Genomic DNA, 13,008 nt, shown 5'->3' on the forward strand with positions numbered 1-13,008 from the left:
CGGTCCGGCCGACCACCCCCTCCGACCCTGATCAGACCATCAGACACGACCCTGAGAGGGATTGACGAGAGTGCTCGACGTCAACTTCTTCGACGAGCTGCGGATCGGCCTGGCCACCGCTGACAACATTCGCCAGTGGTCCCACGGCGAGGTCAAGAAGCCCGAGACCATCAACTACCGCACCCTCAAGCCCGAGAAGGACGGCCTCTTCTGCGAGAAGATCTTCGGTCCGACTCGCGACTGGGAGTGCTACTGCGGCAAGTACAAGCGCGTCCGCTTCAAGGGCATCATCTGCGAGCGCTGCGGCGTCGAGGTCACTCGCGCCAAGGTGCGCCGTGAGCGGATGGGCCACATCGAGCTGGCCGCGCCCGTCACGCACATCTGGTACTTCAAGGGCGTTCCGTCGCGGCTGGGCTACCTGCTCGACCTCGCCCCCAAGGACCTCGAGAAGGTCATCTACTTCGCCGCCTACATGATCACGTGGGTGGACGACGAGCGCCGCCAGCGCGACCTGCCCTCCCTGGAGGCCCAGGTCTCCGTCGAGCGCCAGCAGGTCGAGCAGCGCCGCGACTCCGACCTGGAGGCCCGGCAGAAGAAGCTGGAGACCGACCTGGCCGCCCTCGAGGCCGAGGGTGCCAAGGCCGACCAGCGCCGCAAGGTGCGCGACGGCGCCGAGCGCGAGATGAAGCAGCTCCGCGACCGCGCCCAGCGCGAGCTCGACCGCCTCGACGAGGTGTGGAGCCGCTTCAAGTCCCTCAAGGTCCAGGACCTCGAGGGCGACGAGCTGCTCTACCGCGAGCTGCGCGACCGCTTCGGCACCTACTTCTCCGGGGCCATGGGCGCCGCGGCGCTGCAGAAGCGCCTGGAGTCCTTCGACCTCGACGAGGAGGCCGAGAAGCTCCGCGAGATCATCCGCACCGGCAAGGGCCAGAAGAAGACCCGCGCCCTGAAGCGGCTGAAGGTCGTCTCCGCGTTCCTGCAGACCCGCAACAGCCCGACCGGCATGGTGCTGGACTGCGTCCCGGTGATCCCGCCGGACCTGCGTCCGATGGTGCAGCTGGACGGCGGCCGCTTCGCGACCTCCGACCTGAACGACCTGTACCGCCGCGTCATCAACCGCAACAACCGCCTGAAGCGGCTTCTCGACCTCGGCGCGCCCGAGATCATCGTGAACAACGAGAAGCGCATGCTCCAGGAGGCCGTGGACGCGCTCTTCGACAACGGCCGGCGCGGCCGTCCGGTCACCGGGCCGGGCAACCGCCCGCTGAAGTCGCTGTCCGACATGCTCAAGGGCAAGCAGGGCCGGTTCCGCCAGAACCTGCTCGGCAAGCGCGTCGACTACTCGGCCCGTTCGGTCATCGTGGTCGGCCCGCAGCTGAAGCTGCACCAGTGCGGCATCCCCAAGGGCATGGCCCTGGAGCTGTTCAAGCCGTTCGTGATGAAGCGCCTGGTGGATCTCAACCACGCGCAGAACATCAAGTCGGCCAAGCGCATGGTGGAGCGGTCCCGCCCCGTGGTGTGGGATGTCCTCGAAGAGGTCATCGCCGAGCACCCGGTGCTGCTGAACCGCGCCCCCACGCTGCACCGCCTGGGCATCCAGGCCTTCGAGCCGCAGCTGGTCGAGGGCAAGGCCATCCAGATCCACCCGCTCGTCTGCACCGCCTTCAACGCGGACTTCGACGGCGACCAGATGGCCGTGCACCTGCCGCTGTCCGCGGAGGCCCAGGCCGAGGCCCGCATCCTGATGCTGTCCTCGAACAACATCCTGAAGCCGGCGGACGGCCGTCCGGTCACCATGCCCACCCAGGACATGGTGCTGGGGCTGTACTTCCTCACCATGGACCGGGACGAGCGCAACGGCGAGGGCCGCGCGTTCACCTCCGTCGCCGAGGCCCAGATGGCCTTCGACGCCGGCGGGCTCGACCTCCAGGCCCACATCGACCTCCGGCTGCCGGCGGGCACCGTCCCGCCGCGCGGCTTCGAGACCCCGGTCGACGAGGACGGCAACCCGACATGGCAGCCCGGTGAGGTGCTGCGGCTCAACACCACGCTGGGCCGCGCGCTCTTCAACGAGCTCCTGCCGGACGACTACCCGTTCATGGACCAGGAGATCGGCAAGAAGCAGCTCTCGCAGATCGTCAACGACCTGGCCGAGCGGTACCCCAAGGTCATGGTCGCGGCGACGCTGGACAACCTGAAGGCGGCCGGCTACCACTGGGCGACCCGCTCCGGCGTCACCATCGCGGTGTCGGACATCGTGGCGCCCGGCGAGAAGCCGGAGATCATCGCCGGCTACGAGGCCCAGGACGCCAAGGTCCAGAAGCAGTACGAGCGCGGTCTCATCACGCACGACGAGCGGTCCCAGGAGCTCATCGCCATCTGGACCAAGGCGACCAGCGAGGTCACCGAGGCCATGGAGAAGAACTTCCCCAAGACCAACCCGATCGCGATGATGGTGGGCTCGGGTGCCCGAGGCAACATGATGCAGATGCGTCAGATCGCCGGTATCCGAGGCCTGGTGTCCAACGCCAAGAACGAGACCATCCCGCGGCCGATCAAGTCGTCGCTGCGCGAGGGCCTCTCCGTGCTGGAGTACTTCATCGCCACGCACGGCGCCCGCAAGGGTCTGGCGGACACGGCTCTGCGTACCGCCGACTCCGGCTACCTGACGCGTCGTCTGGTCGACGTCTCGCAGGACGTGATCATCCGCGAGGAGGACTGCGGCACCGAGCGCGGCCTGCTCCTGAAGATCGCCGACAAGGGCGCCGACGGCCGCCTCGTCAAGGACGAGAACGTCGAGACGGCCGTGTACGCGCGCTGCCTCGCCGAGGACGTCGTGGTGGACGGCAAGGTCATCGCCCCCGCCAACGTCGACCTGGGCGACGTCCTGATGGACGAGCTGGTGGCCGCAGGCGTCGCCGAGGTGAAGGTCCGCTCCGTGCTGACCTGCGACTCGGCCGTCGGCACCTGCGCCCGCTGCTACGGCCGCTCGCTGGCCACCGGCAAGCTGGTGGACATCGGCGAGGCCGTCGGCATCATCGCGGCCCAGTCCATCGGTGAGCCCGGCACCCAGCTGACGATGCGTACCTTCCACACCGGTGGTGTGGCCGGTGACGACATCACGCAGGGTCTGCCCCGTGTCGTCGAGCTCTTCGAGGCGCGCACCCCCAAGGGTGTCGCCCCGATCAGCGAGGCGGCCGGCCGGGTCCGCATCGAGGAGACCGAGAAGACCCGCAAGGTCGTCGTCACCCCCGACGACGGCTCGGACGAGATCGCCTACCCGGTCTCCAAGCGCGGCCGTCTGCTCGTCGGCGAGGGCGACCACGTCGAGGTCGGCGAGAAGCTGCTCGTCGGCGCCACCAACCCGCACGACGTGCTGCGCATCCTCGGCCAGCGGGCCGTCCAGGTCCACCTGGTCGACGAGGTGCAGAACGTCTACCGGAACCAGGGCGTGTCGATCCACGACAAGCACATCGAGATCATCGTCCGGCAGATGCTCCGCCGGGTGACGATCATCGAGTCGGGCGACGCCGAGCTGCTCCCGGGCGAGCTGGTGGAGCGCACCCGCTTCGTCGCCGAGAACCAGCGTGTGGCCACGCAGGGCGGGCACCCGGCCTCCGGCCGCCCGCAGCTGATGGGTATCACCAAGGCGTCGCTGGCGACCGACTCCTGGCTCTCCGCGGCCTCCTTCCAGGAGACCACCCGGGTGCTCACCGAGGCGGCGATCCACGCCAAGTCGGACCCGCTGCTGGGCCTCAAGGAGAACGTCATCATCGGCAAGCTGATCCCGGCCGGCACCGGTCTTCCCCGGTACCGCAACATCCGGGTGGAGCCCACCGAGGAGGCGAAGGCCGCGATGTACTCGACCGTCGGCTACGACGACATCGGGTACTCGCCGTTCGGCTCCGGCTCCGGCCAGGCCGTCCCGCTGGAGGACTTCGACTACGGCCCCTACAACGGCTGACGAACCCCCGGCGCCGCGGGCCCGGTTCCCCTTCCGGGGAACCGGGCCCGTCCCGTTTTCGTCCATCAGAGAACAGCTGTCTGCGCAGGGGAGAGCCCGGGTAGCTCCAGTTCGGCCCACTGATCGCCGAACTCGACTCCCACTCGGGGCGAAAGTCCTGCAATATGGATGACGAACTCTTCTGGGCTGTACCGGACGAGGAGGTGGCGGGGTGCCTGTCGAACCGTGGCGCGGTGGCGCGCGACCGGAGTATGGGCCGCAGCCCTGGCAACAGGGCGGTGGCGTGCAGCCGTGGCAGTACGGGATGCGGGCCGCACAGGCCGATCGCGACCGCACGCTGGACCTCCTCAGAGCGGCGTACGGCGAGGGCCGGCTCGACGAGGCCGAGCACCAGCAGCGCACCGAGATGGTGCTGCGCGCGAAGACCTACGGCGAGCTCTCGCAGTTGGTCGCGGATTTGCCGCAGGGCCCGATGGGGATGCCGCCCATGCAGGCGGCGCCGACCCTGGGGCCGACGCAGGCGGTGCCGGGCACCTTCCGCCCGCTGCCGCCGCCGGCGAAGACCAACAGCATGGCGGTGGGCTCGCTGATCTGCGGGCTGGTCCAGCCGTTCACCTTCGGTGCCTCGGCGATCCCGGCCATCATCCTGGGCCACGCGTCCAAGTCGCAGATCCGCACCTCCGGCGAGGAGGGCGACGGCATGGCCACCGCCGGCCTCGTGCTGGGCTGGCTGGGCGTGGCGTTCTGGCTGATGGTGGCGTTCTTCGCGCTCGTCGTTCCGGGCTAACGCGTCGTCGAAATCCAATCATTTTGACCCGCGGGGCTTCGCTGGGTACCCTCTGTCTTTGTGCCTGGGGTGTCCCCGGGTCTTCTGTGTGTGCGAAAGCGGCTGGACCGGTCGAGCCACTCGACCTCGCCGTTGGAAGCACGTCATGGGAAACCGCATCGGACGGCTGCGTCAAAGATGGCGCGGCTGCCGCCGCAGCGCCCTGGTCGGCGCGACACTCCCGACCGCGTGGGCCGAAGCCAGGCGGAACGCACCAGGTTAGCTTCATCAGACGTGGCACGAGGAATACGGAGACGCGAGTGCCTACCATCCAGCAGCTGGTCCGCAAGGGCCGGCAGGACAAGGTCGACAAGAAGAGCACACCGGCGCTGAAGGGAAGCCCGCAGCGTCGGGGTACCTGCACCCGCGTCTACACGACGACGCCGAAGAAGCCGAACTCGGCTCTGCGGAAGGTCGCCCGTGTGAAGCTCACCTCGGGTATCGAGGTCACCGCCTACATCCCGGGCGAGGGCCACAACCTGCAGGAGCACTCCATCGTGCTGGTCCGCGGCGGTCGTGTGAAGGACCTGCCGGGTGTTCGCTACAAGATCATCCGTGGTTCGCTCGACACCCAGGGTGTCAAGAACCGCAAGCAGGCCCGCAGCCGCTACGGCGCCAAGAAGGAGAAGTAAGCATGCCTCGCAAGGGTCCTGCCCCGAAGCGCCCGGTCATCGTCGACCCGGTCTACAACTCCCCGCTCGTCACCTCGCTGGTGAACAAGGTGCTGCTGAACGGCAAGCGCTCCACCGCCGAGCGGATCGTGTACAACGCCCTGGAGGGCTGCCGCGAGAAGTCCGGCACCGACCCGGTGGTGACGCTCAAGCGCGCCCTGGAGAACGTGAAGCCGACCCTCGAGGTCAAGTCCCGCCGCGTCGGCGGTGCCACGTACCAGGTGCCGATCGAGGTCCGTCCGGGCCGCGCCACCACCCTGGCGCTGCGCTGGCTGGTCGGCTACTCGCGCGCCCGCCGCGAGAAGACCATGACCGAGCGCCTCATGAACGAGATCCTCGACGCCAGCAACGGCCTGGGTGCCGCTGTGAAGCGCCGCGAGGACACGCACAAGATGGCCGAGTCCAACAAGGCCTTCGCGCACTACCGCTGGTAGTCCCCCCGCAACGACGAGAACCGAGAGAAGACTGAGCCATATGGCCACCACTTCGCTTGACCTGGCCAAGGTCCGCAACATCGGGATCATGGCCCACATCGACGCGGGCAAGACGACCACCACCGAGCGGATCCTGTTCTACACCGGCGTCAGCTACAAGATCGGTGAGGTCCACGACGGCGCCGCCACGATGGACTGGATGGAGCAGGAGCAGGAGCGCGGCATCACCATCACGTCCGCCGCGACGACCTGCCACTGGCCGCTGAACAACGACGACTACACCATCAACATCATCGACACCCCGGGCCACGTCGACTTCACCGTCGAGGTGGAGCGTTCGCTGCGCGTCCTCGACGGTGCCGTCACGGTGTTCGACGGTGTCGCCGGCGTCGAGCCGCAGTCCGAGACGGTGTGGCGTCAGGCCGACCGCTACAACGTGCCGCGCATCTGCTTCGTCAACAAGCTGGACCGCGTGGGTGCCGAGTTCCACCGCTGCGTCGACATGATCGTCGACCGGCTGGGCGCCACCCCGCTGGTGATGCAGCTGCCGATCGGCGCCGAGGCGGACTTCAAGGGCGTCGTCGACCTGGTGAAGATGAAGGCCCTGGTGTGGTCCGACGACACCAAGCTCGGCGAGATGTACGAGACCGTCGAGATCCCGGACACCCACGCCGAGGCCGCCCAGGAGTGGCACGACAAGCTCATCGAGACGGTCTCCGAGGCCGACGAGGAGCTCATGGAGCTGTACCTCGAGGGCCAGGAGCCCACCGAGGAGCAGCTGTACGCGGGTATCCGCCGTGCCACCATCGCCGGCAACCTGACCCCCGTGTTCTGCGGCACCGCGTTCAAGAACAAGGGCGTCCAGCCCCTGCTCGACGCCGTGGTCCGCTACCTCCCGTCCCCCACGGACGTCGAGGGCGTCACCGGCCACAAGGTCGGCGACGAGGACACCGAGATCTTCCGCAAGGCGTCCGTGGACGAGCCGATGTCGGCTCTGGCGTTCAAGATCGCGAGCGACCCGCACCTCGGCAAGCTCACGTTCATCCGCGTCTACTCCGGCACGCTCAACGCGGGCACCGCGGTCCTCAACTCCGTCAAGGGGAAGAAGGAGCGCATCGGCAAGATCTACCGGATGCACGCGAACAAGCGTGAGGAGATCCCGAGCGTGGGTGCCGGCGACATCGTCGCCGTCATGGGTCTGAAGGACACCACGACCGGAGAGACCCTCAGCGACGCCGCGAACCCGGTGATCCTGGAGTCGATGAACTTCCCGGCCCCGGTCATCCAGGTCGCCATCGAGCCCAAGTCGAAGGGCGACCAGGAGAAGCTGGGCACCGCGATCCAGCGCCTGGCCGAGGAGGACCCGTCCTTCCAGGTCCACACGGACGAGGAGACCGGGCAGACCATCATCGCCGGCATGGGCGAGCTTCACCTCGACGTCCTGGTCGACCGCATGAAGCGGGAGTTCAAGGTCGAGGCGAACGTCGGCAAGCCGCAGGTGGCCTACCGCGAGACCATCCGCAAGGCGGTCGAGCGGATCGACTACACGCACAAGAAGCAGACTGGTGGTTCCGGCCAGTTCGCCAAGGTGCAGATCGCGATCGAGCCCCTCGAGGGCGACGGTTACGAATTCGAGAACAAGGTCACCGGTGGCCGCATCCCGCGGGAGTACATCCCGTCCGTGGACGCGGGCTGCCAGGAGGCCATGGAGTTCGGCGTGCTGGCCGGCTACCCGCTGACCGGCGTGAAGGTGACGCTGCTCGACGGCGCCTACCACGACGTCGACTCGTCCGAGCTCGCCTTCAAGATCGCCGGTTCCATGGCGTTCAAGGAGGGTGCCCGGAAGGCCAGCCCGGCTCTGCTCGAGCCGATGATGGCGGTCGAGGTGACGACGCCCGAGGACTACATGGGCGACGTCATCGGCGACATCAACTCCCGCCGTGGCCAGGTGCAGGCCATGGAGGAGCGCAGCGGCGCCCGGGTCGTCAAGGCCCTGGTTCCGCTCTCGGAGATGTTCGGCTACGTCGGCGACCTGCGCAGCAAGACCTCGGGACGGGCCAGCTACTCCATGCAGTTCGACTCCTACGCCGAGGTTCCGCGGAACGTCGCGGAGGAGATCATCGCGAAGGCCAAGGGCGAGTGATCGGCGCCCCGACCGGGTCCTCCCGGTCGGGGCACCCCTCCCGACCCCGTAGCCTGTAAAGCGGCATTCCTGGCAAACGGCGCGTATTCCGCGCGGCGCGAGCCGGGGGTGCCGGCCCCCACCCCGTTCTGACCAACTGTCGTCGTACGGCGCAGAAGAACCAGTCCACAGGAGGACCCCAGTGGCGAAGGCGAAGTTCGAGCGGACTAAGCCGCACGTCAACATCGGCACCATCGGTCACGTCGACCACGGTAAGACGACGCTGACCGCGGCGATCACCAAGGTGCTGCACGACGCGTACCCGGACCTGAACCCCTTCACGCCGTTCGACGAGATCGACAAGGCGCCGGAGGAGAAGCAGCGCGGCATCACGATCTCGATCGCGCATGTCGAGTACCAGACGGAGAACCGTCACTACGCGCACGTCGACTGCCCCGGTCACGCCGACTACATCAAGAACATGATCACCGGTGCCGCCCAGATGGACGGCGCGATCCTGGTGGTCGCGGCGACCGACGGCCCGATGCCGCAGACCAAGGAGCACGTGCTCCTGGCCCGCCAGTCCGGCGTGCCGTACATCGTGGTGGCCCTGAACAAGGCCGACATGGTGGACGACGAGGAGATCCTGGAGCTCGTCGAGCTCGAGGTGCGTGAGCTCCTCTCCGAGTACGAGTTCCCGGGCGACGACGCTCCGGTCGTCAAGATCTCCGCGCTGAAGGCGCTGGAGGGCGACGCCGAGTGGGGCAAGACCGTTCTCGACCTCATGAAGGCCGTCGACGAGACCGTTCCGACCCCGGAGCGCGACGTCGACAAGCCCTTCCTGATGCCGATCGAGGACGTCTTCACCATCACCGGTCGCGGTACGGTCGTCACCGGCCGTATCGAGCGCGGTGTGCTGAAGGTCAACGAGACCGTCGACATCGTCGGTATCAAGGAAGAGAAGACCACGACCACGGTCACGGGCATCGAGATGTTCCGGAAGCTGCTGGACGAGGGTCAGGCCGGTGAGAACGTCGGTCTGCTGCTTCGCGGTATCAAGCGCGAGGACGTGGAGCGCGGCCAGGTCGTCATCAAGCCGGGTTCGGTCACGCCGCACAACGACTTCGAGGCGTCCGTCTACATCCTGTCCAAGGACGAGGGTGGCCGTCACACGCCGTTCTTCAACAACTACCGTCCCCAGTTCTACTTCCGGACGACGGACGTGACCGGCGTGGTGACCCTCCCCGAGGGCACCGAGATGGTCATGCCGGGCGACAACACCAACATGACGGTCGCGCTGATCCAGCCGGTCGCCATGGAGGAGGGCCTGCGGTTCACCGTCCGCGAGGGCGGCCGCACCGTGGGCGCCGGCCAGGTCACCAAGATCCTCAAGTGACCTTGCGCGCCTAGCGCTTCAGAAGGGGTCCGCGGGTCCGCCCGCGGGCCCCTTCGGCGTTGCACGATCCCCCGATTGGCCAGGGGGGTGCCCGATATGGCACACTAACCAGGTTGCTCGGTTGAGCACCGATGTTGCGTGCCTCCCGTCGGGAGGGTCGGGAGCTAGTCCCGCAGTACTCGTCGTCCCCGCGCGGGGCGGAAGTACGGGAATCTCCCGGTGGAGCGCGAGCCGGTGCCTACCAGGCGCCCGGCGGGTGTCGATCCCGTCCGGTTCTCGCGGTTCGTCGATCGCACACCCCCTGCGGGGATTCTCCGTGTCCGGAGAGTTTTCCGGAAGGTTCGCGACACACCCGACCGCGTGGGTCGGAGAGGAGCGACGCTCCCCCCTCCGGGACCAGAGCGTTCACAAGAGACAGGACTACGAAGTAGCCATGGCGGGACAGAAGATCCGCATCAGGCTCAAGGCCTACGACCACGAGGTCATCGACTCCTCGGCGAAGAAGATCGTCGAGACGGTGACTCGTACGGGTGCGCAGGTCGCAGGCCCGGTGCCGCTGCCGACCGAGAAGAACGTGTACTGCGTCATCAAGTCCCCGCACAAGTACAAGGACTCGCGGGAGCACTTCGAGATGCGCACGCACAAGCGCCTCATTGACATCCTCGACCCCACGCCGAAGACCGTCGACTCGCTGATGCGGCTCGACCTCCCGGCCGGTGTCGACATCGAGATCAAGCTCTGAGGGCACGTCAGATGGCTAAGCAGATGAAGGGCGTCCTGGGCGAGAAGCTCGGCATGACCCAGGTCTGGGACGAGAACAACCGGATCGTTCCGGTGACCGTCGTCAAGGCCGGGCCCTGCGTCGTGACCCAGGTCCGCACCAACGACAGGGACGGCTACAGCGCCGTCCAGATCGCGTTCGGCGAGATCGACCCGCGCAAGGTGAACCAGCCCATGAAGGGCCACTTCGCCAAGGCCGACGTCACCCCGCGCCGCCACCTCGTGGAGCTGCGCACCGACGACGCCTCCGAGTACACCCTGGGCCAGGAAGTCACGGCCGAGGTGTTCGAGAGCGGCGTCAAGGTCGACGTGACCGGCAAGAGCAAGGGCAAGGGCTTCGCCGGCGTCATGAAGCGCCACGGCTTCGGCGGTCTCGGCGCCTCGCACGGCACCCAGGCCAAGCACCGCTCGCCCGGTTCCATCGGCGGATGCGCGACCCCCGGTCGCGTCTTCAAGGGCCTTCGCATGGCCGGCCGCATGGGCGGGGAGCGCGTCACCACCCAGAACCTGACCGTCCACGCGGTCGACGCGGAGAAGGGGCTGCTCCTCATCAAGGGCTCCGTTCCCGGGCCGAACGGTGGGCTGGTCCTGGTCCGCAGCGCCGCGAAGGGGGCCTGAAGGACATGAGCAGCATTGACGTTCTCTCGCCCGCCGGCGAGAAGTCCGGGACCGTCGAGCTCCCGGCCGAGATCTTCGACGCCAAGGTCAGCATCCCGCTGATCCACCAGGTCGTCGTCGCCCAGCTGGCCGCGGCCCGCCAGGGCACCCACAAGACGAAGACCCGCGGCGAGGTCCGAGGCGGCGGCAAGAAGCCGTACCGCCAGAAGGGCACCGGCCGCGCCCGCCAGGGCTCCGTCCGCGCCCCGCAGTTCGCCGGCGGTGGCGTCGTGCACGGCCCCCAGCCGCGCGACTACTCGCAGCGGACGCCCAAGAAGATGAAGGCCGCCGCGCTCCGCGGTGCCCTCACCGACCGGGCCCGCAACGACCGCATCCACGTGGTCACCGGCCTGCTGGAGGGCGACGCGCCCTCGACGAAGGCCGCGAAGTCCCTGCTGAAGAAGATCAGCGAGCGCAAGCACGTGCTGCTGGTCATCGAGCGGGACGACGAGCTGGCGACGCTGTCCGCGCGCAACCTCCCCGAGGTGCACGTGCTGGACGCCGGTCAGCTGAACACCTACGACGTGCTCGTCTCGGACGACGTCGTCTTCACCAAGGACGCGTTCGAGCGGTTCATCGCCGGCCCCGCCACGGGCAAGAGCGCGACCGCTACCGCTCGTTCCGGCGAGCTCGAGGCCGAAGGGAGCGCGGCATGAGCGAGTCCGCCGCGACCGCGGTGACCAGCAAGACGTTCACCGACCCGCGTGACGTGCTGCTCAAGCCGGTCATCTCCGAGAAGAGCTACGCGCTGATCGACGAGGGCAAGTACACCTTCCTCGTGGACACGCGCGCCAACAAGACCCAGGTGAGGCAGGCCGTCGAGGCCGTCTTCGGGGTCAAGGTGGCAGGCGTCAACACGATCAACCGGCAGGGCAAGCGCAAGCGCACCCGCACCGGCTACGGCAAGCGCAAGGACACCAAGCGCGCCATCGTGACGCTGGCTCCCGGCGAGACCATCGACATCTTCGGCGGTGCGACCTCCTGACGGAGGACGCTCCCGTCGATACGGACGAGGACTGAAAAAAGCCATGGGCATCCGCAAGTACAAGCCGACGACCCCGGGCCGTCGTGGTTCCAGCGTCGCCGACTTCGTCGAGATCACGCGGTCCGAGCCGGAGAAGTCGCTGGTCCGCCCCCTGCACAGCAAGGGCGGTCGCAACAACCACGGCCGTGTGACGGCTCGCCACCAGGGTGGCGGCCACAAGCGCGCTTACCGGGTGATCGACTTCCGTCGTCACGACAAGGACGGCGTGCCGGCGAAGGTCGCGCACATCGAGTACGACCCCAACCGCACCTCGCGCATCGCGCTCCTGCACTACGCGGACGGCGAGAAGCGCTACATCCTGGCTCCGGCCGGCCTCAAGCAGGGCGACCGGGTCGAGAACGGCCCCAGCGCCGACATCAAGCCGGGCAACAGCCTCCAGCTGCGGCACATGCCGATCGGTACGGTCATCCACGCCATCGAGCTCCGGCCCGGTGGCGGCGCGAAGATCGCCCGCTCGGCCGGCGCCGGTGTGCAGCTGCTGGCCCGTGAGGGCCAGTACGCGCACCTGCGCATGCCGTCCGGTGAGATCCGGCTGGTCGACGTCCGCTGCCGCGCCACTGTGGGCGAGGTCGGCAACGCCGAGCAGTCGAACATCAACTGGGGCAAGGCCGGCCGCATGCGCTGGAAGGGCAAGCGCCCGACCGTTCGTGGTGTGGTCATGAACCCGATCGACCACCCGCACGGTGGTGGCGAGGGCCGCACCTCCGGTGGCCGCCACCCGGTGAGCCCCTGGGGCAAGCCCGAGGGCCGGACGCGCAAGCCTAAGAAGGCGAGCAGCAAGTACATCGTCCGCCGCCGCAAGACGAACAAGAAGCGCTAGGAGCAGGCGATGCCGCGCAGTCTCAAGAAGGGGCCCTTCGTCGACGACCACCTGATCAAGAAGGTGGACACGCAGAACGACGCAGGCACCAAGAACGTCATCAAGACCTGGTCCCGCCGCTCCATGATCGTCCCGGCGATGCTGGGCCACACCCTCGCGGTGCACGACGGCCGGAAGCACATCCCGGTGTTCGTCACCGAGTCGATGGTCGGCCACAAGCTCGGCGAGTTCGCGCCGACCCGCACCTTCCGTGGGCACGACAAGGACGACCGCAAGTCGCGTCGCCGCTGACG

The 13,008-nt window shown here is 67.9% G+C and carries 12 protein-coding genes; all 12 read left to right on the plus strand.

The annotated features are described in order from the left end of the window. The first annotated feature begins 70 nt into the window (after positions 1-70). The gene (locus BIV57_RS01615) at positions 71-3,964 is read left to right on the plus strand and encodes a DNA-directed RNA polymerase subunit beta' (RefSeq protein WP_071654772.1); all 3,894 of its coding nucleotides are present in this window, start codon (positions 71-73) and stop codon (positions 3,962-3,964) included. A gap of 283 nt (positions 3,965-4,247) precedes the next feature. Then, complete coding sequence (locus BIV57_RS01620) at positions 4,248-4,751, plus strand: DUF1707 and DUF4190 domain-containing protein (RefSeq protein WP_245797380.1); 504 nt, start codon at positions 4,248-4,250, stop codon at positions 4,749-4,751. 299 nt (positions 4,752-5,050) lie between these two features. Next, entirely contained in the window at positions 5,051-5,422 is a 372-nt protein-coding gene (rpsL, locus tag BIV57_RS01625; RefSeq protein ID WP_071654773.1) for a 30S ribosomal protein S12, read from the plus strand. Between the two features lie 2 nt (positions 5,423-5,424). Beyond that, positions 5,425-5,895, plus strand: a complete 471-nt coding sequence (rpsG, locus tag BIV57_RS01630) for a 30S ribosomal protein S7 (RefSeq protein WP_071654774.1) — start codon at positions 5,425-5,427, stop codon at positions 5,893-5,895. A gap of 40 nt (positions 5,896-5,935) precedes the next feature. Beyond that, entirely contained in the window at positions 5,936-8,038 is a 2,103-nt protein-coding gene (fusA, locus tag BIV57_RS01635; protein WP_071654775.1) for an elongation factor G, read from the plus strand. Positions 8,039-8,219: 181 nt separating this feature from the next. Further along, positions 8,220-9,413, plus strand: a complete 1,194-nt coding sequence (tuf, locus tag BIV57_RS01640) for an elongation factor Tu (protein WP_071654776.1) — start codon at positions 8,220-8,222, stop codon at positions 9,411-9,413. Positions 9,414-9,846: 433 nt separating this feature from the next. Beyond that, the gene (rpsJ, locus tag BIV57_RS01645; RefSeq protein WP_014144312.1) at positions 9,847-10,155 is read left to right on the plus strand and encodes a 30S ribosomal protein S10; all 309 of its coding nucleotides are present in this window, start codon (positions 9,847-9,849) and stop codon (positions 10,153-10,155) included. Positions 10,156-10,166: 11 nt separating this feature from the next. Beyond that, positions 10,167-10,811, plus strand: coding sequence for a 50S ribosomal protein L3 (rplC, locus tag BIV57_RS01650; protein WP_071654777.1), 645 nt, complete (start codon positions 10,167-10,169; stop codon positions 10,809-10,811). A 5-nt stretch (positions 10,812-10,816) separates the two neighbouring features. After that, positions 10,817-11,506, plus strand: a complete 690-nt coding sequence (gene rplD / locus BIV57_RS01655; protein ID WP_071654778.1) for a 50S ribosomal protein L4 — start codon at positions 10,817-10,819, stop codon at positions 11,504-11,506. Beyond that, positions 11,503-11,835, plus strand: a complete 333-nt coding sequence (gene rplW / locus BIV57_RS01660; RefSeq protein WP_071654779.1) for a 50S ribosomal protein L23 — start codon at positions 11,503-11,505, stop codon at positions 11,833-11,835. The genes rplD and rplW overlap by 4 nt, the downstream gene beginning before the upstream one ends. A gap of 43 nt (positions 11,836-11,878) precedes the next feature. Continuing rightward, positions 11,879-12,715: a 50S ribosomal protein L2 gene (gene rplB / locus BIV57_RS01665; protein ID WP_071654780.1), complete on the plus strand. Its 837-nt coding sequence runs from the start codon at positions 11,879-11,881 to the stop codon at positions 12,713-12,715. Positions 12,716-12,724: 9 nt separating this feature from the next. Then, positions 12,725-13,006, plus strand: coding sequence for a 30S ribosomal protein S19 (gene rpsS / locus BIV57_RS01670; RefSeq protein WP_071654781.1), 282 nt, complete (start codon positions 12,725-12,727; stop codon positions 13,004-13,006). The last annotated feature ends 2 nt before the right edge of the window (positions 13,007-13,008 follow it).

Source organism: Mangrovactinospora gilvigrisea, from assembly GCF_001879105.1.
GTDB classification, from domain to species: domain Bacteria; phylum Actinomycetota; class Actinomycetes; order Streptomycetales; family Streptomycetaceae; genus Mangrovactinospora; species Mangrovactinospora gilvigrisea.

Coding starts and splice junctions, on each gene's coding strand:
- rpsG (WP_071654774.1), top strand. CDS start 5,425: ATGCCTCGCAAGGGTCCTGCCCCGAAGCGCCCGGTCATCGTCGACCCG.
- fusA (WP_071654775.1), top strand. CDS start 5,936: ATGGCCACCACTTCGCTTGACCTGGCCAAGGTCCGCAACATCGGGATC.
- rpsJ (WP_014144312.1), top strand. CDS start 9,847: ATGGCGGGACAGAAGATCCGCATCAGGCTCAAGGCCTACGACCACGAG.
- rplC (WP_071654777.1), top strand. CDS start 10,167: ATGGCTAAGCAGATGAAGGGCGTCCTGGGCGAGAAGCTCGGCATGACC.
- rplD (WP_071654778.1), top strand. CDS start 10,817: ATGAGCAGCATTGACGTTCTCTCGCCCGCCGGCGAGAAGTCCGGGACC.
- rplW (WP_071654779.1), top strand. CDS start 11,503: ATGAGCGAGTCCGCCGCGACCGCGGTGACCAGCAAGACGTTCACCGAC.
- rplB (WP_071654780.1), top strand. CDS start 11,879: ATGGGCATCCGCAAGTACAAGCCGACGACCCCGGGCCGTCGTGGTTCC.
- rpsS (WP_071654781.1), top strand. CDS start 12,725: ATGCCGCGCAGTCTCAAGAAGGGGCCCTTCGTCGACGACCACCTGATC.